We start from the raw sequence: 26,792 nt of genomic DNA, 5'->3' as shown, positions 1-26,792 counted from the left end.
TGGAAAGTTTCTTGCGATAGGCTGAATAGTACGATAGGATAGTTACGTACGAATTGGAAGGGGGATTATGCTATGAATGAAGCGATTTTCAACCAATTGGATTTTGCCAGAGGAGCAACCTTGAAATCAGTGGAACATGTAACGGAACAGGAAGCGGATATCATCCCGGAAGGATTTGCGAATAGCATTCGCTGGAATCTCGGGCATATCTACACCGTAACCGAGCAGTTCGCTTTTGCGACCGCGGGCGAGCAGCCGCGTCTTCCGGAAGGATTCGAGGCATGGTTTGCAACCGGAACCAAGCCGGCCGATTGGACATCGAAGCCGCCTGCGCTGTCTGAGCTGGCAGAGCTTTTGCAGGAGCAAACCGCCCGGATCCGCGAAACCTTCTTGAATCGCCTGGACCAGGCCTCGGCACACCCGCTGACGATCGGTCCCGTGACGTTCCAAACCGTCGGCGAGTTTCTTACATTCAGCATGTACCACGAAGGCATGCACACGCAGACGATCAAGGCTTATAGAAAATTGATAAAGTAATGCATGAACTCGAAGCGATAGAAGTATGCCCAGCGTATACCTTCTATCGCTTTTTATTTGTCGCTGGGGCTGCGGGTCCTTATAATGGAATCAGCAGAATGGGAATGACGAATGGAGGATATCACACTCATGGCGATTGAAATCGAACGCAAATACCTTCTGGAGGCTTATCCCGATGAGTTGATTCAGGAAGGAATCATCGTGGTCGAGAAGGAGCAGTTCATCGAGCAGACGTATTTGGCATTGGATGGGGACCAGGAGCTGCGGGTCCGAAAAATAACGGATCTGACATCGGGTCGGCTCGAATTCACCCATACGTTCAAAAAAGGGTGGGGAATTGCCCGGGAAGAAGTTGAATATGCGATTTCCGAAGGTCTCTACGATCAGGTAGTCAAGGCGCATGGGGCGATTCCGTTGACCAAGAGACGGGTAACCGCCCGTTGGGGCAGCACGATCATCGAAATCGACGATTATGCGCAGATAAGCTTGCTTGTGCTGGAAGTCGAATTTCCTTCCCTGGAAGCCGCTGACGGCTTTGTGCCGCCGGCATGGTTCGGACAAGATATCAGCACGGACAAACAATACAGCAACAAGAAGGTATGGCGGGATCTGCAGCTTCAAGCAGGCAGGGAAGCCTGAGCGCTCTTCCAGGTATCCTGATCATAAGTTTTTAAAATGAGATTACAGCCAAAAACGGCCGGGCATGATGCCCGGCCGTTTGGTTTAAGCGACTGAAGTATCCTCGTTTATTTCGTACGCCCATAATGCTTACCGTAAGACAGCACTTTATGGTAGAGGCTGCGGTCCTTTAGATTTTTGAGCGGATAAATTTGCGGTCTGGTGTTGACCTCGAGAATCCACGGTCTCCCTTTGGAATCGACAGCCACGTCCAGGCCAAGTTCCTTGAATCCTTTATAATGGCGGTCAAAGTTTTTGCCTACGGCAACGCCGAGTCCCTTGAGTTCAGACTCGAGCTGCTGGGTGAAGGCCGAGTCGAAATTGGCGCCGCTCATCGTTTTCTTGAACGTGCCGATGGAGCCGCCTTGATTATAATTGGTGGCAACTTTGTTCGGATTGCCGACCTTCGTGAAGAGGGCGGTGCCGACCCAGGCGCCCTCTCGGGTTTTCTGGACCATCACCCGGATATCGAACGGCTTGCCATTGCTTTTGGCCAAGCGAATTCCTTTTTGCAGCAGATAAGGTCTGCTCCCTGCAAAGCGATTCAGGTCGCGGTACAGCTGAGATGAGCTCGAGTACGACGTTTTCGTCGTGTTCAGCTGGCTTTGGTAGCCTCCGCCGGTTTTGCGGATCCGGATAATGTTATTGCCTCCAGAGCCATCCGTAGGTTTGAAGAAAACCGTGGTGTAGTCCGCCAGCATAGCATTCAGGTTTTTTTTGCTGAACGGCAGCGTGTGGGGTACGTACTGCCTGAAGTAAGCATCTTCGTTCAACCATTTCGTTTTCTTCCACTTGCTTTTGATGGTACTGCTTTTATAGCTCATAGTTAAGAGGCTCACCTCTCTTTTTGTTCAGCATATGCCGATAAAGTAGAGCAAGCCTCCACGATGGCCTTGAGCCAAGCTATGTGTTCGAAAACAATTTTTTATCGAAAAACAATAAGGTGATAAATAAAACTGCTGCGACAAGCAAAATCGATGCTGGAATGATAAAGGCCAGCAGGGTTGCCGTATTCTGCATTTGGTAATACATCAGCATGCCCAGCGGCATGATCCCGCCCCCGAGCAAACTCGTCCAGAAGTGCATCGCGGCGGTTCTTCTCATGCTGAGCTTGTCCCGAAAGACGTAGTAGAACATGCCATAGGCAAACAAGGTCAGCCAGCCTACCACCAGGATATGGGCGTGGCCTGCAACCATGCTGTAGCTGCTTCTGCCTGCCATGTCCGCTCCGATCAATGCGCCGATGAGCATATAAATGGCCGCAATGCGCATCAGCCATTTGCTGTACTTCAACATGGATAAATTCCCCCTTGCATATTGAATCAGTCCCAATATACAAGAGTTGTATGAACGGAGCATGAACAACATATCAAACGGAATTGAACAGGGAAACATCATCTACTATAATCAAATAGATCTGATCTTGAAGGAGAGAATTTCCAGGTGCGAAGCCCACTCATTGCTTATTGTCTTTCGAAGAAAGCCGCAGCCGAGGATTATCCGTTCGGACCGCTTCCGATCGTCATGAAGGTCGGCGGCAAAATGTTTGCCCTGATTACCACAACGGCAGGGGAGAAGGTCAGCCATATTTCCCTGAAATGCGATCCGGTCATCGCGGAGAATTTGCGCGAGCAGCATGACGCCGTGCAGCCCGGATACCATCTCAATAAGAAGCACTGGAACACGGTGACCGTCGATGGCTCCTTAACGGAAGCGGACCTGCGCGATATGATCGACCATTCCTACGATTTGGTGCTGAAGAGTTTGCCGAAAGCGCAGCGCGCAGCCATATCCCAGCGGCTGGTATGAAGGCTGCTCCACAACGTAATCGCCCTATGGCAGCGTGGTGGCCGCAAGCCATCCATCCGCCAAGGGCGATTTTGCATGATCCATCAAACGTGATGGATCCAAGCTTCAGGCGGGTTCCATATCAGAACGGCCTCATCCCTAACGTATCGACCTTCTCTCCGGTAATATCGACGCCCATGCGGCCCGTGATATCGCGGTAATGCCCGGCGCGCCGCTGCACGGGACTGCCCTCGGTTTCCCCGAGGTTCGCTTCCAGGCCGTTCAAGACCATCACCGTAGCGCCGAAGCCGGGACTGCCCAGTCCCCTGAACTTCTCGAGCGGCGAAGGCTTCCATCTGCCGACCATCACGTCATGGGCGGAAGGTTTCGGGTCCTGCGGCGTCATCCAGAAGAGGATGGCGGTCATGTAGCCGATCTTGCCGTCGGCGGCAACGATCTCGGGATGGTCCAGCAGCACGCGTTTATCCCCATAGATAATGGAGCTGAAGAGTCCGTAGTTGAAATTCCAGCTGAGCATGATCGGTCCCCGCCCATAGTAGCGCTTGTCCGGCGATCCGGGATACAGCTCTGCGCTTGCCGGATCAACGAAGGCATCCATGTTGACCCCTGTCCGGCCCGCGATGTTTTCGTTCCAGAACAATCCCCAGCGAAGCGGACCGCCAGGAGCGGCAGCCCAGCCCCCGCCGGTTTCGTGGGAGAGATTGGCCAGGAAGGCGGCCAGTTCGCGCTTGCGGTCCTTCTTGAACCCTTCCTTGAGAAAGGTGCCGCCGTCAATGATAACGGTTTCAAACGCTTGGTTAAGGTTCTCGGCCGAATGGAAATCCGCCGAACGCACGACGAGTGTTTCGACCCGGGCATCTTTGTCCAATCGGTAAATCTCTTGGGCGGAAGGAGCTCCTTGCCGCGTGCGGATCTTGATCTTCAGATTGGACACCTCGGCCACCGCGTGGATCAGGTTGTCGTAGGAGAAATAGTCCGTCTGATCGGCTTTATAGTATTCTTTGCCCTTGGCGACGTTAAACCATGCGGCCGAACCTAGCCTGTAAGGAAATAGAGCCTCGAAGTCTTCCTCCGACAGCAGCGCTTTAACCGCTTCGATCGACTTCTCCGGCGTGTAATCCGGATCAAGGCCGTCCCAGTGCCGATCGATCTCCTTGCGGCTGATCAAACGATGTTCCCCAATCGCCAGGGAATCGGCTGGATTCCCCGTGAATTGTGCGAAAGCCGTGGTGTCGGACGGGGTGCTAGACGGCGTTTTCATTGGTGATGCCTCGGCTTGGAGCGCCTCATCGGCAGCAAGGGCATGAAGCGGGGTCATAAGGAGGGCAGCGCTGAGGGCTGCAATCATGCTGCGCTGAACCATGTTGCGGGATAACGGATATTTCCACACGGTCATACACATTCTCCTCTATATCGTTGGGATGGAATTACATTGCCATCATATATAGGGTATGTCGTTTTGTACATAGTCAGGAAATCCCACGGCATCGCGCGAATTTATCATGTTACATGACCTTTAGAGCGATCAGGCGGGGAGAGATGAGACAAGGGGCAGGGGATTTGCTGCGGAATCCTCCAGGATGCCGTCGAAGTTCGATTACCGGCTTTCGTAATGGAGTGCAACCAGACGACTAGTTTTTCACCGTAAAAACATTATAATGTTATTATGTTTTGATTCTATGAATCTACTATACGGCGGGAAGGATGCTTCACTTCATTTGGTTCTGTTCATTTGCATAATTTCGTATATATTAGAGATTCATCATCTTATAGTCGAAGAAGGTTAGCTGACATGAGTTTATTTGTTCGGGAAAAAGGATTCTACAAAAGTTTTTTCTGGCTGACGCTTGTGATCGGGATGCAGAACCTGATATCGGTCGGCGTGAATTTGTCGGACAACGTCATGCTGGGAGGATACAGCGAGTCGGCGCTGTCGGGCGTCGCGCTGGCGAACCAGATCCAATTCCTGCTGCACATGCTGGTTCTGGGCGTATGCGAAGGCTTGGTCATCATGTCGTCCAGATTCTGGGGAGCCAAGGATTTAAGCTTGATCAAAAAAGCGGCAAGCATCGGCATGCGCATGGCCATCCTTCTCAGCATCGTGTTATGGGTCATCGTGTTCTTTTTCCCGCACGAGGTATTGTCCTTGTTTACCAAGGAAGAGAACGTCATAGCTGCCGGTGTGGAATATTTGCGCATCATCTGCTTCTCTTATATCTTCTTTGCCGTCACCAGCTCCTTGCTGGCTTCCTTAAGAAGCGTGGAAACGGTAAAAATCGGCTTCGTGGTATCGCTGTCCACCTTGGTTATCAACATCTGCTTGAACTACATCCTAATCTACGGGTATATGGGCTTCCCGGAGCTGGGCGTGTCCGGATCGGCTATCGCTACCTTGACGGCGAGGATTATTGAATGCGTGATCGTCATCGTGTATGTTAAGCGTTTCGATCGCAAGATTCTGTTAAAGTTGCAGGATTTCCTGAAGTTCGATATGGAGCTCTTCAAGCAGTACATTCGCGTAGGCTCCCCGATTCTGATGTCCAATACGATATGGGGGCTTGCCATGGCGGCACAAACCGCCATCCTGGGGCATATGGGGGAATCCGCGATCGCCGCCAACAGCATTGCAACAACGATTTTCCAGATGGTGACGGTCATCGTGTACGCTTCAGCCAGCGCAACGGCCGTGCTGATCGGGAAGACCATCGGCGAGGGTATGATGGATAAAATCATATCGTATGCCAAAACGCTGCAGATTCTGTATATCCTGCTCGGTTTATTGACGGGGGCCGTGCTGTTTGTGATCAAGGATTTCGTGCTGGGCTTCTATTCGATATCCGATGAGGCCAAAACGCTTGCCCTGCATTTCATGACGGTGCTGTCGATCACCGTGGTCGGAACGGCCTACCAGATGCCGGCTTTGACGGGCATCGTGCGGAGCGGCGGAGACACCCGCTTTGTGCTGTACAACGATTTGATATTTATGTGGCTGATCGTGCTGCCCTCATCCGCCTTATGCGCTTTTGTGTTCCATTTATCGCCGCTTGCCGTATTCATCTGCCTGAAATCGGATCAAATCCTGAAGTGTTTTGTGGCGATCGTGAAGGTAAACCGGTTCAAATGGATTCGATCCTTCAGCTCATGATGGTCGGACGGTTATTATAAGGTAAATCCATAGCGTAAAAAAAGAACCTCGGGAATTCGTGTCCCGGGGTTCTTTTGTAGGGTTATCCAATTAATCCTCCAGCAGATTCAGCGACTGGGCTTTAATCAGAGCCTGCGTGCGTGTCGTCACGCCGAGCTTGCCGTACAATCTGGACAAATACACCCGGATCGTTCCTTCGGACAGGCCGAGTGCTGCGGCCATCTGTTTATTCGCGGCGCCCTGGCGAATCAGATGCAGCAAATTCATTTCATTCCGATTCAGCTGTTCGGGAAGAGTTTGCTGGGATGTCCCGGCGGATGAAATATCCGCTTCGGAATAACCCGGGAAAAACTTCATGAGCGTGCGTGCATATTCAAGCGTCTGAAGCTCCTCCAGGCTCAAGCCGTCTTCCTGTCCGAGGCGGCTCGAATACAGCTGCAGCAGCTGGCGCATGTCCTCCCCTTCATCGAGGAAGGTGCGGACATAACCGTTCTGTGCCCCGACACGCAAGGCTTCGCCTAGAAGTTGAAGCGACTGCTGCCGCTGGCCGCGCTGATGTTCCAGCAGCGCTTGCAGGCTTGTGATTTCAATGATGCTGGATCGCTGCTGTTCGCGCTCGGCCTGAGGTTTCAACAGCTCCAGGAGGCGCAGCGCCTCGGTTTCCCTGCGCTGTCTGCCTAACATGCGGACTAACACCAGGTATTCGGTTTCCCGGCTATAGGCGGGCTTGTCCTTGACGGCAACGGGGAGCTCGGCCACTTCCTTCCGTGCTTCGGCTATGCGCCCTTCCCGGATAAAGATCAAGCTTCTGACAGCCTTTAATGGGGCGAGCCAGAGGCTCGATTTTCTGGCATGTGCAGCGGAGCACGCTTCATCCAAAGCATAATGGGCTAGATGGAATTTGCCCTCGGCAGCGAACAGCCTGGCTTCGGTGATATGCAGCGGCACGAACAGCCCCATCGTTTCTTTGGCGGGCGGCGCGTTACGAATCTGCACCAGCAGCTGCCGGCATTCCGCCAGCCGGTTCCATTCATAATATCCCTCGCACAAGGATTGTTTAACATATAAGTTCATGAGCGAATGCGCCCACCCGTGGGATTCCAGCACGCCGGTAAACAGATGCGCGATTCTTTCCGTATCGGCGGAGAGAGCTCCCTTCATGCCGAGCGAGGTACGCCTGACGTAAAGCTCCCGCCGATTGTAATCGAACTGGTAGTACATCGGATTGTCGGGCATCAGGTTGTCGAGGATGCCTTCGCTGAAGGCGAACCATTTGCCGAAGTCACCGTTCAGGAAAACAAGATTGGACCGCACGAACAGGATGGAACTCATAAGCTGCTCCCTTCGGTCAGATGATTCTAGCGCAGCGCAGGCTTCCTCAATAAGGGACAGCATGCGCTCGGAACGTTCGAGATCTCCTGTCAGTACCAAGACAAAAGCATGCGCCAGCGACATTTCGGGTGTCATCGGATAGCTGGAGGGGATGCGGTCAAACCATTTCAGCAAGGTGGCAATCTCTCCAAGTTCGAGCACGGATTGCATATGCTGCTCGAGCAAGTTCAGGGCATGCCCGAAGTCCTGCGCTGACAACGTATGGTCAATCGCTTCATCCATGGAGCCGACGGAGGCATAATACTGCCCGGCGAGCCGGTGGCGCTTGGTATATTCAACGCGAAACTCGCGCTGAAGCAGGTCGAGCAGAAACTGCGAGAATAAATGATGATAACGAAAGAAGGTTTGATGTTCGTCCAGCGGAACCAGAAACAGATTCAGCTTTTGCAGCTCCTCCAGCATCGGACGGCTGTCGCTGAGATCGGTTACGGCATCGCAAACCTGCGGATGCAGCTCTGAAAGGACCGCGGTCTGGAGCAAAAAGGAGAACACGTCGGGTGACAGCTTGCTTACGACTTCCTGAAACAGATATTTGGATACGAGAAGCGGATTCCCCTTCATATCATCCACGAATCCTTCCAAAGCGCTGCCGGTTCGCATGGTAATTACGGCAAGCTGGAGCCCGGTAACCCAGCCTTCCGTTTGGTTCCGTAACGTATCAAGCTCCATCGGGGTCAGAATGGGATGGCCGCCGTTTGACGCATGGCGGAACAAACGCTCCGTCTCCTCGTAGGTAAATTCCAGCTGCTTCATGCCGATAAGATGGACCTCATGGTTTACCACGCCCTTGATCGTGGGGAATGGAAGCTCGGTCCGGGACGAGATGAGAAGATGAATATGTTCGGGGAGGTAGTCGATCAAGTAGGAAATTCCTCCATGGATGGTTGAAGAGTGAATACTGTGCAGGTCCTCAAGAATGAGATTGAGGGGCTCGGAATCCTCGTATAATTCACTGATCAGCGTATCCAGAAAGCTTTCAATCGAGGCGCTTGGCAGCAGCTGCGTATGGTGCATGAGACGAGCTCCTTGGGGCTTGGGAAGAATCGAGGCCAGCGAGGCCGTCACGTATCTCCAAAAGCGAACGGGATCGTTATCCCGTTCATCCAGCGAAACCCAGGCGCTTCGTTCGTCGGTTTCATGAGCCCATTGGGCCAGCAGCGTCGACTTGCCGTAACCGGCAGGCGCGATGACGGTTGTCAGCTGACCCTTATGGCCTGCTGCCATATCCTGCAGCAGCCGGTCCCGGCGAATCAGATGCTCCTTCAGACCGGGAAGGCTTATTTTCATTTTCAGAATGGGTGAGTCGGTCAGTAGTTTCATAGGATACCCTCGCAATATACGAAACGTTATTTTTACGGAAATTGAGTCGTGATAACTAGATTATATGAAAAAAAAGATGAAAAGTTAACGTTTGTCAATCGTTTTCCTCCCCTAAATTTGATAGCATCCTTGGTGCCGCGGTCCTAAACGGGCCGCAGCTATCATAACGCTGATGAAACGAAGGAGGAGATTATGCTAAGGCGTTCAGGAAAAATCCTGCTGTGTGCGGCTTTGCTGCTGCTGCAGCTGGATGGGTTATTGGGATATCGCCAAGCCTTAGCGGCTGCGGCCGTTACACCGAAGCTTGTAGCCGGGTACTATCATACCGCTTCGCTCGTAAGCAGCGGTGAAGTTTACTCATGGGGATACGGAGACAGGGGGCAGCTGGGTGACGGCACCTGGAATACCCGGACGACTCCGGTCATGGCGAAGAATTTGAACCATGTCATTGACATTCACTCCGGCGTCCGCAGTTCCATGGCGCTAAGGCAGGATGGAACGGTATGGACCTGGGGGGCAAACGAGAACGGACAGTTAGGGATAGGAACGATAACGAATGTGAACGCTCCCGCGCAAGTTCCGGGTCTGAGCGGGATCAAGGCGATATCGGGCGGATTGGCCTATCACGGCATGGCGCTTTCAGAGAACGGCACCGTTTGGACTTGGGGGAAAAATGACAACGGCGAGCTGGGAAATGGAACGACGACACAACAAAACTCCCCGGTTCTGGTGGCCGGTCTAAGCGATGTGACGGCGATTGCGGCTGGAGGATACTATAGTCTTGCCTTAAAATCGGACGGCACCGTATGGGCCTGGGGCGTGAACGGAAGCGGGGAGCTTGGAGATGGGACGACGACGGAGCGGCACGTTCCGGTACAGGTTGCCGGGCTGACGGACGTCATGGCGATCGCCGCCGGCGGTTCCCATAGTTTGGCCATTAGACAAGACGGCACCGTGTGGGCATGGGGAAACAACACGTACGGTACGCTTGGCGACGGTACGAGAACGCACCGGACGAGACCGGTGCAGGTTCGAAACCTGCAGCATATCGTTGCCGTTGCGGGTGGAGGTTATCACAGCCTTGCAGTGGACCAGGCAGGAAACGTATGGAGCTGGGGAGATAACAGTCAACAGCAGCTGGGCCTAAGCTCGAATGCTTCCAGCCTCATTCCGGTCCCTGTGACGGGTATCGAGCATGTACGCGAAATTTCCGCCGGCGGCTTTCATAGCGTGGCTATGAAAAAGGATGGAACCGTCTGGGGTTGGGGCTATAACTCTGGAGGACAGCTCGGAGACGGGACGTACAACAATACGAGGGGAATACCTACCCTGACCAAAGCCGTGCTGGATACCACGTCTCCGGATACGGGCAGCGGGAGCCTGAATCCGCATAGCATCACGTCAGACTCCGTTGCATTGGAATGGCCGAAAGCCTCGGACAATATGACGGAGCAGCACAAATTGCAGTATTTGTTATATTCGTCCGGCAGCCCGAATATCGGGGACGTCAGCCAAATGGACAGGAACGGAAAGCCCGTCGGAAGCTACGCGGCGGATCAAACCGGGATGGTGGTGAACGGGCTTGCCGCAGGCACGGATCATTATTTTAACGTCATGGTCAAAGATGCCGTCGGCAGGAAAAGTGCATACCGCATGCTGAAGGTGACAACCCTATGGCCGCAAATCTACTCGTTAACCTATGACGGCAACGGACACACCGAAGGGAATGTTCCGGTAAGCAGCGGTTTGTTTGCCAGAGGCGACGAAGCGGTCGTGGCGGGCAATACGGGGCAGCTGGGCAAGGATGGACATGTCTTCGACGGCTGGAATACGGAGGCCGACGGAAGCGGAATCGATTATCCTGCCGGTGGCAAGCTTATATTCGGTACGGAGGACGTTACGCTGTATGCCCAATGGAAGGCGATCCAGGCGCCGATCGAGCTAAAGGCCACATCTTATACGCCATTCCACCAGTCTGTCGGCGTGGAAAAAGATGTAACCTTGCAGGTTGTCTTTAATGAAGAAGTGACGGCGGTATCCGGTAAATCGATTACGATTAGGCTGGCCTCGGATCATCGCGTCGTCGAGAACGTCGATGCTGCCGATGCAGGGAGCGTCACGATTCTCGGGAACGCGGCGAGCATAGATCCGCTGAACGATTTCGATGCAGGGGCAGCCTATTACGTCGAGATCGAGCCGGGTGCTTTTACCGGTAACCATTCGGGTACCGGCTTTGCCGGCATTCAGGGGCGGATGCTTGGAGCTTTACGGTCAGGGAACATGAGGCTCCGGCGTACGACGCTGATTTGCAAGCATTGGCGCTGCGTTCGTCGAGCGGAGAAGCAGCGCTGAGCCCTGAGTTCGCCAGAGATCACTATGATTACAAAGCGCAGGTCGCCGGCAATACGGACCGCCTCACGGTAACGGCACAGGTATATGATGCGAGGGCGTCGGTAACGGCCAGCGTGTACGGCGAGGCCGGAAATTTGGTATGGGGGCCGATGGATCTCCTCTCCGGCCAGGAGAGCCCGTCCTTCCCCGTCGCCGTAGGCAGCCAGGTCATCGAGGTTGTGGTGACGGCGCCTGACGGCCAGCATATGAAATACAGAACGACGGTAACTAGAGCTTCATCCGGAGGCAGTGGCGGGACGCCTGAAGAGCCGGAAGGCTCGTCGCCAGGAGGTTCCGGCCAAGGATCGGCTATACCGGGCTTATCGGGCAATGCCGTACCTTCGAATAGCGTGGACGTCAACGTTACGATAAACGATGAATCTCAGGAAGGGATGGTTACAGGTTTGTTCCATGAGGCCAATGGACATACCGTCGTATCGATGAAATTGGATACGGCTAAGCTGGAAGCCCGTTTAGAGACAGTGGACTACAATCCGGTAATCGTCATCGCGCTGGCACGGCCCGCGGATCAGGTCTCCCTGGAAACCAGCGGAGCTGCTCTTGATCTGCTTAACACCAAGCAGGGCGCCATTGAAATCCGATCAGCGCTTGGTCATTTCCACGTTCCTGCGGCCGTGATGGCATCATCGCGCTGGCACGCGCCGGGAAGCATGGACTTGCCGGCCGCGGATCAAATTACGGTAACCCTGACGATGGCTGCCAGCGACGCTACCAAGGTAGAGACCGTTAAGAAGGCCGCACTGCAATCCGGCATTACGCTTATCGGTTTGCCTATCGAGTTTGAAATCACGGCTAAAGCTCAGAATACGGCACTGCAGTTAGATCCGTTCCCGCAATATATGAAACAGCGGATCATTTGGCCGCAGGGAATGCCGGGCCGGATGACAACGGCAGTCTTGCTGGATCGGAACGGCAGCTTCCACCCGCTCCCGACGCGCTTCGAGCTAAAGGAGGACGGAAGGAGCGAGGCGATTCTGCATCGCTTATCAGCAGGTACGGTTGCTTTCATCTCTCATCAAGTGCGAGTTGCTGATGTATCGTTCCACTGGTCCAAGGATGCGGTGAGCGATCTTGCTTCGCGAATGATCCTGAACGGAACCGGACTTGTCGAGGGTGGAACAGACACAAACGCGAATCAGACGGCGGCGATTCATTTCACGCCGAAAGCCCAAGTGAGCCGTGCCGAGTTTGCCGCCATGATCGTGAGGGCGCTCGGTTTGGATGAGGTGAAGGACGGAGTTCCTGCTTTCCGGGATGTCGACGCAGAGGACTGGCATAACGGCGTCATAACGCAAGCTGTGCAGTATGGGCTGCTTCAGGGGTATGAGGACGGACAATTCAGGCCGGCCCAAGGCATCACGCGTCAAGAGGCCATAGCGGTTATGGCGAGAGTGATGGAGCTGGCGGGAATAACGAGCGCAGTGAATGAGATGGAGGCGGCAGCCATCCTCTCCCCTTACCAGGACCGTGAAGACCTGTCCGACTGGGTCACACCGGCTGCGGCCGCCCTTGTGAAGCAAGGAATTGTCCTGGGATCGGGCGCAGGGCTTAAGCCGCTCCAGAAGTTATCCCGCGGCGAAGCAGCGGTCATGCTGCAGCGGTTATTGAAAGGTTCGGAGCTGATCGATTGAATCGGCCGTGGAAGCAGGCTGGAGTCGAAGAATTCAACATTTCGTATGCTGCTTCATCTAAATAGAAATCATGCAGAGCGAGGATGCCGAATGGCATCCTTTTTTATATAGATAGAGAGAGTCCAGGTTTGCGTGATGCCAGGAATTTGAAAATAATGCGTTTTCATCCCGGATACATGCCGGAAGCGTTTGATCAAATGTTGGCAATTCCCGAACATTATCGACATTTTGACAAGGTAATGTTCTGTGATATACGCAGTTTTCCACCAAATTTTTGCTAAAAAACACATTAAACTACATAAAACGCTAAAATTTTTGTTTTGACATCTGCTTGTCTATACCATAGGATAATAGTATAAAAAGTGCTCACTTAGGAGGATAAGGTCAGGAAATGAAAAAGACATGGTCAATTCTATTAACACTCGTATTATCCGTTGGATTGCTTGCAGGTTGCGGCAACGATGATAAGTCTACTGACAGTGGTGCAGCTAATGGCGGTTCCGAAGGATCTCAAGATAAGAAACGCATTGCACTAGTTCTTCCTGAGAAGATCGGCGTGAATCCATTCTTTGCCCTGATGGACGAAGGATTGCAAAAGGCCGCTGCCGATTTCAACGTTGAAGTCAAAACGATTGAATCGACAGACCCTGCTTCGATCGAGCAGAACCTCCGTACGGCGGTTGCCGAGAAGTATGATCTGATTATCACATCCACCTTCCAGATGGAGGATGCATTAAAGAAGGTTGCACCGGAGAATCCGGACGTGCCGTTTGCGATCATTGACACGGTCGTGGATTTGCCGAACGTCCGCAGCGTCGGATTCCGCGAGCATGAGGCTGCTTATCTTCTGGGGGCGGCTGCAGGATTGGCAACGAAAACGAATAAGGTCGGCAACGTTGTGGCCAACGACATTCCGATTATGCATAAATATATGACCGGCTTTGAGGAAGGCGCGAAATCGGTCAATCCGAACATCGAAATTTTCGTTAACTTCGTAGGCGGATTCGACGATCCGGCAAAAGCGAAGGAGCTTGCGCTCCTGCAGAACTCCAAAGGCGCGGATTTCGTAGCCGGCATGTCCGCCGTTGGCGATCTGGGCGTGTTCGAAGCAGCGAAAGAGAAGGGCTTCTACACTTCCGGACAAGATACGGACAACACCGAGCCTGAGCATGTGGTGCTTGCGCAATTGAAAGGTACCGACGCTGTCGTATACGAAACGGTGAAGGATTTTGCAGAGGGCAACTATACTTTCGATATTCGTGACTACGGCCTGAAAGAAGGCGCTGTAGGTCTCACTTACGTTACGCATGAGAGCAAAACGCCGCTTAACCCATTCATTGGACAAGACATCGTGGATCAGCTTAAGGTGATTTCCGACGATATCATCGCCGGAAAGATTAAAGTAACGAACGCATTGGAACAAAATTAGTTCTTACCTGGACCGGCTGCACATGGGCAGTCGGTCTTTCATTCAGAAACGAAAGGAAGGCATGACTCGATGCTACTCCAGATGGACAATATTACGAAAAAGTATGGCGAGTTCAGCGCAAACCGCGGTATTGATTTTTCGCTGCGCGCGGGTGAGGTTCATGCGATAGTCGGGGAAAACGGTGCAGGCAAAACGACGCTGATGCGGATATTGTACGGAATGGAGCAGCCAACCTCGGGTACGATTCGGCTGAATGGCAAGGAAGTTTCGTTTGCAAGCCCGCTTGACGCGATTCAAGGCGGTATCGGCATGGTGCATCAGCACTTCATGCTGTTTCCTACGTTTACGATCGCCGAGAATATCGTGATCGGCAATGAGCCGGGCTCAGGTGCCGGGTTTGACCGCAAGCAAGCCGTGAAGATCGTGGAAGGACTCTGCGAAAAATACGGCATGAAGGTGGACCCGCGCGCCACCGTAAGCAGCAGTGCCCCCGGCGTGCAGCAGCGGGTTGAAATATTGAAGGTGCTGTATCAGGGAGCCGAAATCATCATTCTGGATGAGCCGACGGGCGTGCTGACGCCGCTCGAGGTGCAGGAGCTGCTGGATGCCATTAAACAGCTCTCCAAACAGGGAAAAAGTTTTATCCTGATTAGTCATAAGCTGAACGAGGTTCTTGACGTGGCCGATCGCATTACGGTGCTCCGTGACGGTGCCGTCACGGGCGTGGTGGAGAAGGGGAACACCGACGCCCACCAGCTCTCCCGTCTCATGGTCGGCCGCGAGCTGATGGAACTGGACCGCAAGCCGATCACGCCGGGCGAGAAGGTGCTGGAAGTATCGGACGTCTCGATCCGCGGAACGAAAGGCAAGCCGGTTCTGGACGGCGTAAACCTGGAGGTACGGGCCGGCGAGGTTGTCGGGATTGCGGGTATTTCAGGCAACGGGCAATCCGAGCTGCTTCAAGTGATCTCGGGCCTGGCTCAGCCGGACAGCGGGCGGATTGCCGTGTTGGGCAAGGACGTTACCGGCATGTCGACAAGAGAAATACGGGAGCACGGGTTAGCCCATATTCCGGAGGATCGCTACGTATGGGGTGCCAACCGAACGGCTACCGTGATGGATACCGGGCTTATGGGGCACCAACGCCGCTTGCAGCAGGGCGGCTTCCTCAAACTCAAGGACATTCGTTCGCTTGTATCCGGATGGGTTCAGAAATTCTCCATCAAGACCGGATCCCTGGAGACCAGCACGCAGTATTTGTCCGGCGGCAATCTGCAGAAGCTGATTGTGGCACGGGAACTGGAGCAGGGAACTCCGTTCCTGATCGCGGCGGAACCGACGCGAGGCGTCGATATCGGCGCCATGGAGACGATTCATGGCGAACTGCTCAAGCGGCGCGAAGAGGGCACGGGAATTTTGCTGGTATCGTCGGAATTAACGGAAATCTTGAAGCTGTCCGACCGTGTTCTGGTCATGTATGAAGGCCGGATCGCGGGCGAGCTGTCGGCGAAGGAAGCGACAGAAGAGAAATTGGGACTGCTGATGGCGGGAGGAACTCTGTAATGAACAAATGGACTAAACTTACGCTTCCGCTGCTCCAGCCGATTGCCGCCATCCTTGTGGGGCTGCTTGCCGGAGCCATCGCGATCATGATTGCCGGCGGCGATATCCTGCAGACCTACGCGGAGATGTGGAAGGGTGCTTTCGGCGGGATGTATTTCTTCACGAATACGCTGTCCCGCGCGACCCCGATCATTCTGATCGGTCTGGGCGCGGCGTTTGCCTTCCGTGCAGGCTTCTTTAACCTTGGCGCGGAAGGACAAATGGTGTTTGGCGCGCTTTCCGCCGCGTTGGTCGGATTGTATATGCCGGGTCCCGGCTGGCTGGTGTGTATCGCTGCCATCCTTGCGGGTGTGATCGCGGGCGGATTATGGTCGGTGATGGCCGGATATTTTGATGCCCGGTTCCGGGTGAACCTGCTGATCTCCACGCTGCTTCTGAACTATGTGGCCGTATTGTTTGCGGGTTATCTGGTCGCTTATCCGCTGAAGGACCGTTCGGGTTCAGCCGCGATGGCGCAATCCGAAATGCTCGATAACAGCGTCTGGCTGCCGAAGCTGATCTCCGGCATGCCGCTGCATGTCGGCTTTGTGCTCGCGGTGCTGGCCGCGTTGATTATATTCGTGCTGTTGAAGCGCTCCGTGATCGGCTACGAAGTACGGATGCTAGGCGGAAATCCGCTGTTTGCCCTGTTCGGCGGGGTTAAGCGCGGGCCGATGATGCTTGGCGCGATGTTCTTCAGCGGCGGCTTGGCCGGACTTGGCGGCGCCGTTGAAATATTGGGCTCCCAGTATCGTTATATCGATGGTGCGTTATCTACGGCCGACTATGCCTGGACGGGCATCATGGCAGCATTGCTGGCAGGGTCGCATCCGATCGGTACGCTGATTGCATCGATTTTCTTGGCCGCGCTGCAGACGGGCGGCATGGGCGTGGAACGGAATACGGAAGTGCCGCTTGAGGTAGGAGCAATCATCCAAGCCGTGCTGATTCTGTTTATCTCCGCCCGATTCACATACAGCTTCCTGAAGCGCAGAAAGGGGAACAAATCCGATGGAACAGCTGTTTGACCTTGCTTTAATCAACTCGGCCCTCCGCGTGCTCACTCCGATCCTGCTTGCGGCTCTCGGCGGTGCCTTGTGTTCGCGCGTCGGATTGTTCAACGTCGGTTTGGAAGGCTTTATGCTGCTGGGAGCATTCGCAGCCGTGGTGGGGAACCACTTTTTTGGCAACGTGTTTTACGCGATTTTGTTTGCGATTGCGATCGTGTCGATCTTCTCCTTTATCTTTGCTTACCTTAGCATTAATCTGCAGGCCAACGTCATCGTGGTCGGTATCGCGATGAATGCGTTGGCGGCAGGGTTGACCACATTCAGCTTGCGGGCTATTTTTGATGTGAAAGGTGCATTTTATGATAATACGATGGTCGGGCTGCCAAAATGGAACATTCCGATTATCGAGGATATTCCGGTGATCGGTCCTATTCTGGCGGGCCTTACGCCGCTCGTGTATCTGTCGTTTTTGATTGCGGGCCTCATGTGGTATTATTTCTATCGCACGAAGAACGGCTTCCGTTTTCTGGCTGCCGGCGAGAATCCGCTCGCTGCCAAAAGCGTGGGCATCCGTGTAAGACGGTATCAGTATGGAGCCGTGCTCGCGAGCGGCGTGTTATGTGCGCTGGCAGGCGCGCAGCTGTCGCTTGGACAGGTGACGATGTTTACGGAAGGCATGACGGCCGGCCGTGGCTTTATCGCGCTCGTCGCCACGATGCTGGGCCAATCGGGTCCGCTTGGGGTGACGGCGGCAAGCCTGCTGTTCGGCTTTATGGATGCACTCAGCATCCGGTTCCAAGGCCTGGCGCTGCCTACGCATTTTACGCAGATGCTGCCTTATGTCGTAACGATTCTGGCGATGTTCTTCTTTAAGGATAAAAGCTTCCAGCAGGACGCGCTGAAGCAGGGATCCAGCTCCAGATAAGCGCGTATGCCGCGCCGCGACAACCAGTGATTGAAGTCATCCCGCCGATAAGCGGATGCGAAAGCGATCAAGCGTAAAGGAGATGAAGTTGGTGCATAAAAAAGCAGAACGTTTGAAAAAAATGAAGCCGGTGGCGGTGGGCAACCTGACCGAAGAGCAGCGGGTCAAGCTGCCGCCGGGGCAGACGCTGACCGAGAAGTTCCCGATATTGCATGAAGGGGAGGTTCCCCATTACGACATGTCCGCATGGACCCTCAGGGTTTTCGGCGAAGTCGAAGAGGAACGGACCTTTACGTATGAAGATATTCTGGCGATGCCAACGGTAACCGTGAACACCGACATTCACTGCGTCACGCGCTGGTCCAAGTTCGATACGGTATGGGAGGGCATCTTGTTCCGGGATTTCATGGCGGGCTTGAAGATCAAGCCGGATGCCAAATACGTCATGTTTCATGCCGATCCCGATTATGACACGAATGTGCCGATCGAGGATTTGCTCCGTGACGATGTGCTGCTGGCCTATCGTTTCAACGGCGAGCCGCTGACGGACAAGCACGGCTGGCCGCTGCGCACGGTCGTGCCGCACCGCTATTTCTGGAAGAGCGCCAAGTGGCTGCGCGGCATCGAGTTTATGAAGGAAGACCGCCCGGGCTTCTGGGAACGCAACGGCTTCCATAATGAAGCGGACCCGTTCAAGGAAGAGCGGTTTAGCGGCGAGGCGCTGGATATACCCGAAGACGAATGGACACGTAAGGAGTTTGACTAATATGTTGATGCCTATTTTGCAAGTGAACTCAGAGGATATACCTGAATTTGTGATCGTCTGCGGCGATCCGAAACGCGCGGAGACGATATCCCGTAAGCTCGAAAATGCGCGCGAGCTGGCATTCAGCCGCGAGTACCGCACTTTCGTGGGAACGTATGAAGGCGTTGAGCTGGCGGTAACCAGCCATGGCGTCGGCTGCCCGGGAGCGGCCGTTTGCTTCGAGGAGCTGATTCGCGCGGGCGCGAAGACCTTGATTCGCGTGGGCACCGCCGGGTCTTATCGGGCGGACACTCCTGCGGGGAGCCTTGTGGTTAGCACCGCGGCGATCCGTACGGACGGTCTGACGAAGCAGCTGGTACCGGACGGTTTTCCGGCGGTTGCGGACAGCCAGGTGGCGGAGGCGTTGTACGAATCCGCGCTCGCGATCGGCGAAGGCGTCGTGCGCAAGGGCATAACCGTCACGCTGGACGTGTTCTTTAACGGAGTCGAGGAAGTGCCGCATCAGAAATATAAAGCGGCCGGCGCGCTCGGCGTCGAGATGGAAATTGCGGCGCTGTACGTCGTTGCGGCGATCCGCGGCGTTCGCGCCGGCGCGATTGTGGCCATGGACGGCTTTGCCGACGCCGACCTTGCGGCCGAGTACGATCCGAACACAAACGTGGTTGCCGACGCGGTGGAGCGCGAGATTAACACCGCTTTGCAGGCCGTGGTGAAGCTGGCGAAGCAAGGCTAACCAGGGATAGAAGAAAGCCGGATTTCCTGAGCATAAGCTGCAGGAAATCCGGCTTTATTTTGAGTAAGATGAATCAGGATGAGTATCAGAAGCTTGCAGCTGCAAATCCAGTCGTACCTATCGTTACGGTTTTGGCGGCTGAACGGTGAAGAAGGGAACCTTTTCGATGCCGACTGCACGCACGTAAGTGAACAATTGCCCTTTGTGGTGGATTTCATGGTCGACCATGTTGCTCAGCCACACTTTTCCTGGGGAAACGAACCCGTTAAAGTCCAGCGGCTGCTCCATTAGGAAGTCAGACAATTCATTAAAAACAGCCGTAGACGATTCGGTCGAAGCCTGCACGATATTTCTTATGTCATCGATGGTTTCGAATTCGGTGGAAATAGAGGGTGGAGAGAAGGAACCTTTTACAATGGAGCGCAAGAACATGTCCGAGGACGCCGCAATATGAACAGCCAATCCGCCCAAGGTATAGGCATGATCCCACGGTTTATAATCCAAATGCTCGCTCTGTACGTCCTGCAGCAGCTGAAGCAAGACCGTACGGTGTCTATGCCATCGTTCGAATTGCTGTTGACCTTCATGACTCATGATAGATCCTCCTTAATCGATTACAGAATAAAGTCTTGGACTAGGCTCCCGCCTTATCGCGGTTCATAAAACAGTTCGATAAGAGATAGCGGATTCCTTCCCTATGCGTTAGCTATGTCCAGGTGTTGAATTCAATAATTCTGGAAAAAAAGCAGTTGCAAAAGGAAAACGGACCGTATATACTGAATTCAATTAGTGATTGGTCAATCAATAATGAAATAAAGATGAGTGAGAGGAGGTTGGTTGAATGGCTAGAGCTTCAACCTCTGCGAATCGGCGAAATGAAATCGTGGCAGCAGCAATCGAAGTGTTTGCAGAGATCGGATACTATCGCGCGACCACGGCTCAGGTTGCGGAACGGGCAGCAATATCCCAGCCTTACGTCTATCGGTTCTTTACCAAGGAATCGCTGCTCGTGGAATCGCTGACTGTCTCCTGGAAGCGCATCGTGCAGGCATTTCAGGGGGTCATCGAGTCCGCTGCTCCGAAGGAACTGGAGACGGGCCTGATCCGGGCGTACGAAGGGATCGTGCAATCCCATCGCAGCGAAATCTTGCTGCAGATGCAGGCGCAGACGATCCAGGAAGCGCCCATCCGCGAAGCGATGCAGCAGGGAATGAACGAGGTGAAGGACCTGGTTCAGCATGCTTTCGTGAAAGCGGGATTCGAAGATGCCGATAAGAAAACCTCCGATTTTCTGGCCCGGGGGATGCTGTGCAATGTAGCCATGGCGATGGATATGCCGAATATGATGCCCAAAAGATAAGGCGCGCGTCGATGTGCCGCACCGCGTACTGCATAAGGTTGTGCGCGGTGGAGAAAGGGCATTTCATTTTTAATCAATTATTTTAATATGAGGAGAGATTGATGATGAAAAAAGCGATTGTTTTGGGTGCGACAGGCGGCGTAGGCGCCCCGCTGACGGCGGAACTGGTGAAGCGTGGAATTCAAACGGTAGCCTTCGGCCGTTCCGCGAAGAAGCTGAATGAGCTGGCTGAGCAGCTGGACCGTTCGCCTCTGCTTACGCTGGAAACGGGAGATGCATTTAAACCTGAGGATATCCGAAGAGCCGCGGAAGGGGCCGATGTTATTTTTCAAAGTGCGAACATCCCTTACCACGAGATGGAATCCAGGCTGCTGCCGCTGGGTGAATCGGTCATGACGGCTGCAGAGAAGCTGGGGACCAAGGTTGTGGTGGTTGATGGAATCTATCCTTATGGCAGACGCTTAATGGAAAAGGCAACAGAGGAGCATCCCAAAAAACCGCATACCCGTAAGGGCAAAGTAAGATTAGCCTACGAGCAGCTGATATTCTCATCGCGCTGGCATAAAGCAAACCCTCTTATCGTAAGGCTGCCCGACTACTATGGTCCTTCTGCGCAGGCGTCCTATTTATCCGTCACGATGGAAGCCATTGCGGCAGGGAAGCCAACCGCCTTCATCGGCAACATGAGCGTTCCCCGAGAATACGTCTATTTGCCGGATGCCGCCCGAATGATCGTAGAGATTGCCGAGAGAGAGGAGTCCTATGGGCAGAACTGGCATATCCCCGGACCGGGCGTGATTTCAGGCCATGAGCTGGTGCGGATTGCGCAGCAGGCTGCCGGAAAGCGCAAGGCGGTAATGCCGCTCGGACGAATCGGACTCTCCCTGATCGGGTTATTCAATCCGGTGATGAAAGAGGTGGTTGAGATGCTGTATTTGACCGAGGAGCCTTTGGTGCTGAGCGGCGAGAAATACGAGCGCCTGATCGGTCCGATTCAATGGACGCCTCATGAGCAGGCGATAGCTGCGACCATGAGGAGTTTAATGAAAAAACGGGCATGAGCAGCGGAGGCCATATAAAGTGGATCAGCAGCGACACAAGGATATGCGAAGGGATTATTTTTTCGATAATAGTAATTGATCAATCAATAATAAAATGATGATTTCCCTCACAACTTGTTGCCGTTTAGAAGGAGGTGAATCCAAATGGCTAAACTTCAGCTTAAATTTATGGACGGTTTCTTGGTAGCGGTTATGCTGGTATGTGTGCTTAGCTGGTGGGATTGAGTGATCAGGGAAGATGAATCATCACGTTCAATGAAAACAATAAGGAGGATGCAAGGATGAAGGAAGAGATACGTTCGGTTTGGTTTTCCAGGCACTCGATCTTGCTCGGCATCACAGCCACTCTGCTGGTGCTGTTCTCCATGTGGGATTAATTATAGGTAAACACGCTGACTGCTAGACGGTTGGCGTGTTTTTTTATAGGCCCGAAAAAAAATTCGAGAATATCCATCAGTTTCTTTCTCCCAAACGTTATATTAACAGAAAAGACAAAACGAAAAGTGAGAGGTTGGCTAATGCAAGTATGTGATCTCTATGAAAACCTGAAGGACGATGTCCAGCGTTATGCCAGATCCATCGCCAAGCATGCTTACGAAGCGGATGATCTGGTCCAGGATGCCTTTATGAAAGCCATCAAGGAGCCGAACCTGGCAGCGCTGCCCCTTCACAAGCAAAAGGCCTGGTTCTTCAGAGTCGTCAAAAATCGCATGATCGATATTAGCCGCCGGGAGAAGCGGCTCGTATCGTGGGAGGATGATCTGGACATCGCTGAGCTCCCCGTGTCAAGCCGCAATATCGAAATGACGGAATGGCTCGCCCGTTTGCCGCAATCGCAGAGCAATATCGTGTTTAAGCGCTTTTGGCTCGGGATGTCCAGCCAGGAAATCGGTGAGCAGCTGGGTATGCCGGCAGCCACGGTTCGTTACAAATTGCAAACCGCCATCAAAAAATTGAGAAAACTATGGGAGGAAGATATGAAATGAGCAGAATCATCGAGAATGTAGGGATGTTGGATCTTACGCAGGCCACGGAGGAAACCGTAACAAGCATCGAGCGGATCGGAAACGTGGGCCTTGTGATATACCGGGCAGAGACGGCACACCTCCTCACGCTGTTGAAAAACACTGGCAATATCGGCAAGACGATTGAAATCCCCGAGGGACACCGTTATTACAGCGGCACGCTGCGGCTGAACGAGGAATATTTTCAGCTCTTGGAGCAGCCGGACCGCGTATTCGTTAACGGCACGGTCATCATCGATAAAGGAGTATCCCTTGAAGCATTCCAGAGCGGCACGCTGCACCTGGTGGTTAACGGCGAGGTCTATGCTCCCCGGCATCTGGCCGCTGCCGTTACCTCTGCACTCCTCAAAGTGGGAGGCGCCAGCGCGGAGATTCACGCTTACGAATACGAACCCCGATTCGAGTCCGGGAAAGTGCAGTTGAACAATGCGTATCTGGCCTCCAGCAGCGAGCCTATGGAGCTGGTCTTGAACGGCATGGTTCATCTGGATAAGGAGCTGGATATGGAGCAGTTCTCGGCCCGGATTGAAAAGATCCAAGTCAACGGCAAGGCGATTATCCATGAACATCAATCCCCTTATTTCTACGATAAATTGAAAAAGATCAACGGCTTGGTCGAGGTGATCCCGGCAGGATTCGAGTATGTAACCAAACCGCTACGGCTAAACGCAAGAAGCGTACGGAGATTTAAAGGCCATAAGCTCTACACGAATAAGCCGCTCATTCTCGAGGCGGACGTGAACCGGGACGCCTTCAGCCAGGCCGTGTCGGAGATACAGTCCACTTCGTTCATCATTTGCGGCGAAGAGATCGAAGATCTGGTCTGGGAGCGCTGCCCCAACCTGAATACAGAAATCGTAAGTTATGAGCGGCTGTTTGTGTTCATCAGCGGCGAGGAGACCTGGTCGAGGGAACAGCTGGCGGCTTTGGGCCAGCCGGCGAGCTTCATTGTTGACGGGACGCTGACCTTAGACGATGACGTCACCGAGGAAGATATTAAGGCCTCGATGTCCTCCCTGGATCTTTTCGGCGAAGTCGTTGTAGGGGAAAAAAGAATTAAAGGCATTTTGTACCCTTACCTTCGGGCAAACAATGGAAGTATTATAGTGAAGGGGACGGAAGAGGAGCTTGCAGGTATTGGTAATGTCGGAATGTTGTCGCTATAAAAGAAAAGAGGAATGAAACATGAATATCAATAATGAAGATATTGCCAAACAGCATGTTCGCGATCTCCGTCAGGAACTGGAACGATGCCGGATGGCAACGAAATTGCGCTCGAAACGCAATGCAGCGGCCCACGCCGCAAAGACCGCACGCACGGTCGAAGGAAAGTGGAAGGCGCTGCTTGAAACCATCATCATGATGGGAAGAAGAATGCTTTAATCGGTTGAGCCGGTTAAGCTACAAATCCTAATTCTTATGAATCGTCGATGCGATAAGCATCGGCGATTTTTAGTTTTTTTGCCTACCGGTAGTTAAAAAAATATTGACATCCTCCATCATCCATCTTAAAATTCTACCTATCGGTAGGTAAAAAAGGAGCGGATGACAGCTTGAAAAAGAAGGATTTAACCTCGCAGCAAATCGTCGAGGCTGCCATCGGATTGTTTGCGGCACATGGCATCGAGAAGACCAGCCTGGCGATGATTGCCGGCGAAGTGGGCATTACGAAACCGTCGATTTACTATCACTTTGCGTCCAAGGATGAACTGGTGGAGAGGGTCTTTGAATACATGTTCAGCGATTATCATTTCGATCATTATTTCTCCCTGACCGGGCTAAATGAGTTTAACTTCGCGGAGCAGCTGTACCAGGGCGGGCTGCGCATGTTTCCCGAGGAGGAAGAAGCCTTCGTGCCGGTGATGCGCCTATTGAGCGAGTTCATGCTGACCGCAAACCGGAATGCCAATTACGGCCAGCGGGTAGCTGCCATGCAGCAATCGTTCCTGGACGGCTTTCGGGAATTCATGAAGCTGGGGGTCGACTTCGGGGTCGTCGATCGTCAGCATGCGGATTCCAAGGCCTATGTTCTGGCCCTGGTCATCGATAATATCACGAGTTATATCATGATGGAGATTCCGCTGGACTATCAAGCGGTCTGGAAAGAAGCGGTGAACAGCGTTCTCAGGAAAGGAGCGGATGCCATTGAATAACGAGAGGGAATACAGTGATCTTGGATTATCATGGGCAGACCGTATGCTGGTATGGGCGGTGCCTCCTTTATTAGGCGCGGTGGTCGGCTGGTTTCTGCCTGTCATTGCGGATTGGGCAACGGGCCTGGCTTGGGTGCCATTTCAAGGACCCTTGGAGTTGATCGCATCCATCCAGGGCCCATGGGTTATTATCGTAACCGCTGTTGTAGGGCTGCTTGCCGGGACGGTGCTCTCTCACTTAGCCATTAAAGAAAGCCTTGCGGTTCGCCTGTCGGACAAGGAGATTACACTCCGCATTCATGAGGCTGAACAAACCTTTAGGAGAGAAGAAGTTTCCGCTGCCTTTATGGACGGCAAGCAGCTGGTCCTGCTGGGCAACGAAGGGGAGGAGCTCTATCGCGAGAAACCCGAAGCCAAGCGGGAAACGGTGGCCGAAGCCTTCAAGCGGCACGGTTACTCCTGGAGAGACCGCAATCCGTTCGCCGATGATTACGTCAGATGGGTTGCCGATTCGCCGGAACTGACGCCTAGCATGAACGCGCTCTTCCTGGCACGGGAGAAGGCCATCAAGAACGAGGATCGAGAGGACGCGGCTGATCTGCGCCGGGAACTATCGAAGCTGGGCATCACCGTGCGCGATGACGGAAAAAGACAATATTGGCGTCAGCACGGACAGAAGCCATAACAGGCATAGCAGGCTATAGCAGACAGAGCCATTATAGCGACATAATGGCTCACTACATACCAGATGCGTATAATCCCGGCAGAACGATAAGGGGTTCATTCAGTCGGCGCTGGTCGCCCAGTTAAACCAGATGATCGCCATTGTAATCCATAAATCGATGCCGCGATCATCGGCGTTTTTTTATAGGATCTTCGCTGCGCTGTTGTTTGCCATGACATTTACCCCCCTCTTATCGAACAAAATGACACCTCCCTCGCTAGAGCAAGCGTGCCCCAAACAATATCCCTCTATCGGCAAGACATCCGTCAGTCCTCTCCTTCCTTGAGAAGTTTTACAATGAAAGCGATACCTCAGCGAAGGAGATGTCCTATGAATTTTGATCTGAATATCGTACCTTTCAGCCGAAGAGAGTCCTTCTTGGCGATATCCCTCCTGCCAGCGGCGGAGAACCGGAGACAGGGTTTGTACCTGCGAACCGTCCGCGGAGGGGATGACAAGTTTGGCGAGGCGTTTCTGATAGAGCTGTTAAACCGGCAGAACGAGCCGATATCATTTGAACCGGTGGCATCACCCGACAACATCAGGCTAACGGCCTCCGATTCGTTAGGCCATGCGGATATTTGCATATCGGACTCCCGGACCGTGCGATTCCGCTCGGAAGGCTGCGGCATCCGGCTTACCTTTTTTCCGGCAGCGTACGACTACGCCTATGAGACCCATCCGGACAGCTGGGAAGTGAACAGCTTCACGCATGGCTGCCGCTTCATGCTGACCCGGCTTGCAGGCCAGATGGGCATGGAGGTCGAATGGAACGAGATCAAGAGCTCGCGGGTAACCGCCGATTTTTCCGTGGATCCTGCAACCAATTGTGCGGAATTTGCGGTTGAAGAATTCATTACGGTCTTGAAGCCGCGCGACAGATGGGAGTCCTTCGACGATGCGGTTGAAAGCGTCCGTGAAGATTACGGGCATTGGCTGAACAACACCCTCACCGTCTCTGAACGATGGCAGGAAGCAAGGGAACTCGCCGCCTATATTACCTGGTCCTGCGTGGTTCCGGCCGAAGGCTGCTTGACCCGCCCAGCCATGTATATGTCCAAGAACTGGATGACCAACATC

The 26,792-nt window shown here is 53.5% G+C and carries 24 protein-coding genes and 1 pseudogene; 20 read left to right on the top strand and 5 right to left on the bottom strand.

Annotated features, from left to right (window positions below):
• Positions 1-72 precede the first annotated feature (72 nt).
• Together HMPREF9412_RS23900 and HMPREF9412_RS23895 are read left to right on the top strand one after the other, a co-directional pair.
• The gene (locus HMPREF9412_RS23900; protein WP_009594385.1) at positions 73-537 is read left to right on the top strand and encodes a DinB family protein; all 465 of its coding nucleotides are present in this window, start codon (positions 73-75) and stop codon (positions 535-537) included.
• A gap of 129 nt (positions 538-666) precedes the next feature.
• Positions 667-1,176 (top strand): CYTH domain-containing protein, encoded by a 510-nt coding sequence (locus HMPREF9412_RS23895; RefSeq protein WP_009594364.1) that lies wholly within the window; start codon positions 667-669, stop codon positions 1,174-1,176.
• Positions 1,177-1,283: 107 nt separating this feature from the next.
• Here HMPREF9412_RS23895 and HMPREF9412_RS23890 read toward each other — a convergent pair whose 3' ends face one another.
• Together HMPREF9412_RS23890 and HMPREF9412_RS23885 are read right to left on the bottom strand one after the other, a co-directional pair.
• Positions 1,284-2,039 carry a YheC/YheD family protein gene (locus HMPREF9412_RS23890; RefSeq protein ID WP_009594356.1) on the bottom strand — a complete coding sequence of 252 codons (756 nt, stop codon included), beginning with the start codon at positions 2,037-2,039 and terminating at the stop codon, positions 1,284-1,286.
• Positions 2,040-2,118: 79 nt separating this feature from the next.
• Entirely contained in the window at positions 2,119-2,511 is a 393-nt protein-coding gene (locus HMPREF9412_RS23885) for a hypothetical protein (protein ID WP_009594367.1), read from the bottom strand.
• Positions 2,512-2,658: 147 nt separating this feature from the next.
• On the opposite strand from HMPREF9412_RS23885, the gene HMPREF9412_RS23880 reads away from it, so the two are divergent.
• Positions 2,659-3,024: an MmcQ/YjbR family DNA-binding protein gene (locus tag HMPREF9412_RS23880; protein WP_009594400.1), complete on the top strand. Its 366-nt coding sequence runs from the start codon at positions 2,659-2,661 to the stop codon at positions 3,022-3,024.
• Between the two features lie 121 nt (positions 3,025-3,145).
• On the opposite strand, the gene HMPREF9412_RS23875 is transcribed toward HMPREF9412_RS23880, so the two are convergent.
• Entirely contained in the window at positions 3,146-4,420 is a 1,275-nt protein-coding gene (locus HMPREF9412_RS23875) for a chitinase (RefSeq protein ID WP_009594373.1), read from the bottom strand.
• Positions 4,421-4,816: 396 nt separating this feature from the next.
• Between HMPREF9412_RS23875 and HMPREF9412_RS23870 the strand changes: the two genes are divergently transcribed.
• On the top strand, positions 4,817-6,169 hold the full coding sequence (locus HMPREF9412_RS23870) for an MATE family efflux transporter (protein WP_009594359.1): 1,353 nt from the start codon (positions 4,817-4,819) through the stop codon (positions 6,167-6,169).
• Positions 6,170-6,259: 90 nt separating this feature from the next.
• Here HMPREF9412_RS23870 and HMPREF9412_RS23865 read toward each other — a convergent pair whose 3' ends face one another.
• Entirely contained in the window at positions 6,260-8,881 is a 2,622-nt protein-coding gene (locus tag HMPREF9412_RS23865; RefSeq protein ID WP_009594375.1) for a LuxR C-terminal-related transcriptional regulator, read from the bottom strand.
• Positions 8,882-9,073: 192 nt separating this feature from the next.
• Between HMPREF9412_RS23865 and HMPREF9412_RS33465 the strand changes: the two genes are divergently transcribed.
• The 8 genes from HMPREF9412_RS33465 to HMPREF9412_RS23825 all read left to right on the top strand — a co-directional run bounded on the left by HMPREF9412_RS33465 (position 9,074) and on the right by HMPREF9412_RS23825 (position 19,389).
• Positions 9,074-11,233, top strand: coding sequence for an RCC1 domain-containing protein (locus HMPREF9412_RS33465; RefSeq protein ID WP_009594371.1), 2,160 nt, complete (start codon positions 9,074-9,076; stop codon positions 11,231-11,233).
• On the top strand, positions 11,188-12,924 hold the full coding sequence (locus tag HMPREF9412_RS33460; RefSeq protein ID WP_254664109.1) for an S-layer homology domain-containing protein: 1,737 nt from the start codon (positions 11,188-11,190) through the stop codon (positions 12,922-12,924). The genes HMPREF9412_RS33465 and HMPREF9412_RS33460 overlap by 46 nt, the downstream gene beginning before the upstream one ends.
• A gap of 391 nt (positions 12,925-13,315) precedes the next feature.
• Positions 13,316-14,353 (top strand): BMP family protein, encoded by a 1,038-nt coding sequence (locus tag HMPREF9412_RS23850; protein ID WP_009594391.1) that lies wholly within the window; start codon positions 13,316-13,318, stop codon positions 14,351-14,353.
• 69 nt (positions 14,354-14,422) lie between these two features.
• A complete protein-coding gene (locus tag HMPREF9412_RS23845) occupies positions 14,423-15,916 on the top strand; it encodes an ABC transporter ATP-binding protein (protein ID WP_009594381.1) in 1,494 nt (497 codons plus the stop codon).
• The gene (locus HMPREF9412_RS23840; protein WP_009594377.1) at positions 15,916-16,983 is read left to right on the top strand and encodes an ABC transporter permease; all 1,068 of its coding nucleotides are present in this window, start codon (positions 15,916-15,918) and stop codon (positions 16,981-16,983) included. Before HMPREF9412_RS23845 ends, HMPREF9412_RS23840 begins: the two co-directional genes overlap by 1 nt.
• Positions 16,967-17,890, top strand: coding sequence for an ABC transporter permease (locus tag HMPREF9412_RS23835; RefSeq protein ID WP_009594395.1), 924 nt, complete (start codon positions 16,967-16,969; stop codon positions 17,888-17,890). Before HMPREF9412_RS23840 ends, HMPREF9412_RS23835 begins: the two co-directional genes overlap by 17 nt.
• A 91-nt stretch (positions 17,891-17,981) precedes the next feature.
• Complete coding sequence (locus tag HMPREF9412_RS23830) at positions 17,982-18,656, top strand: sulfite oxidase-like oxidoreductase (protein ID WP_009594354.1); 675 nt, start codon at positions 17,982-17,984, stop codon at positions 18,654-18,656.
• A gap of 1 nt (position 18,657) precedes the next feature.
• Positions 18,658-19,389 carry a nucleoside phosphorylase gene (locus tag HMPREF9412_RS23825; RefSeq protein WP_009594362.1) on the top strand — a complete coding sequence of 244 codons (732 nt, stop codon included), beginning with the start codon at positions 18,658-18,660 and terminating at the stop codon, positions 19,387-19,389.
• 123 nt (positions 19,390-19,512) lie between these two features.
• Here HMPREF9412_RS23825 and HMPREF9412_RS23820 read toward each other — a convergent pair whose 3' ends face one another.
• A complete protein-coding gene (locus tag HMPREF9412_RS23820; protein WP_009594403.1) occupies positions 19,513-19,983 on the bottom strand; it encodes a DinB family protein in 471 nt (156 codons plus the stop codon).
• 247 nt (positions 19,984-20,230) lie between these two features.
• Here HMPREF9412_RS23820 and HMPREF9412_RS23815 point away from each other — a divergent pair, with 247 nt between their 5' ends.
• The 8 genes and pseudogenes from HMPREF9412_RS23815 to HMPREF9412_RS23780 form a co-directional block, all read left to right on the top strand.
• Positions 20,231-20,749 (top strand): TetR/AcrR family transcriptional regulator, encoded by a 519-nt coding sequence (locus HMPREF9412_RS23815; RefSeq protein WP_009594366.1) that lies wholly within the window; start codon positions 20,231-20,233, stop codon positions 20,747-20,749.
• A gap of 104 nt (positions 20,750-20,853) precedes the next feature.
• Entirely contained in the window at positions 20,854-21,810 is a 957-nt protein-coding gene (locus HMPREF9412_RS23810; RefSeq protein ID WP_036673380.1) for an SDR family NAD(P)-dependent oxidoreductase, read from the top strand.
• Between the two features lie 518 nt (positions 21,811-22,328).
• Positions 22,329-22,796, top strand: a complete 468-nt coding sequence (locus HMPREF9412_RS23805; RefSeq protein WP_009594402.1) for an RNA polymerase sigma factor — start codon at positions 22,329-22,331, stop codon at positions 22,794-22,796.
• Positions 22,793-24,001 (top strand): hypothetical protein, encoded by a 1,209-nt coding sequence (locus tag HMPREF9412_RS23800; protein ID WP_009594404.1) that lies wholly within the window; start codon positions 22,793-22,795, stop codon positions 23,999-24,001. The genes HMPREF9412_RS23805 and HMPREF9412_RS23800 overlap by 4 nt, the downstream gene beginning before the upstream one ends.
• A 19-nt stretch (positions 24,002-24,020) precedes the next feature.
• On the top strand, positions 24,021-24,218 hold the full coding sequence (locus tag HMPREF9412_RS23795; RefSeq protein WP_009594397.1) for a hypothetical protein: 198 nt from the start codon (positions 24,021-24,023) through the stop codon (positions 24,216-24,218).
• A 170-nt stretch (positions 24,219-24,388) separates the two neighbouring features.
• A complete protein-coding gene (locus HMPREF9412_RS23790; protein WP_009594393.1) occupies positions 24,389-24,988 on the top strand; it encodes a TetR/AcrR family transcriptional regulator in 600 nt (199 codons plus the stop codon).
• Positions 24,981-25,673 (top strand): YqeB family protein, encoded by a 693-nt coding sequence (locus HMPREF9412_RS23785; RefSeq protein WP_009594352.1) that lies wholly within the window; start codon positions 24,981-24,983, stop codon positions 25,671-25,673. The genes HMPREF9412_RS23790 and HMPREF9412_RS23785 overlap by 8 nt, the downstream gene beginning before the upstream one ends.
• Before the next feature lie 369 nt (positions 25,674-26,042).
• Positions 26,043-26,792 (top strand): annotated as a pseudogene (locus tag HMPREF9412_RS23780) (amylo-alpha-1,6-glucosidase); the annotation flags it as partial.

This window comes from Paenibacillus sp. HGF5, from assembly GCF_000204455.1.
In the GTDB taxonomy this organism is placed as follows: Bacteria; Bacillota; Bacilli; order Paenibacillales; family Paenibacillaceae; genus Paenibacillus_AQ; species Paenibacillus_AQ lautus_A.
Note: the sequence above shows the minus strand (reverse complement) of the source record. Positions and strands in the feature narration are given on the sequence as shown.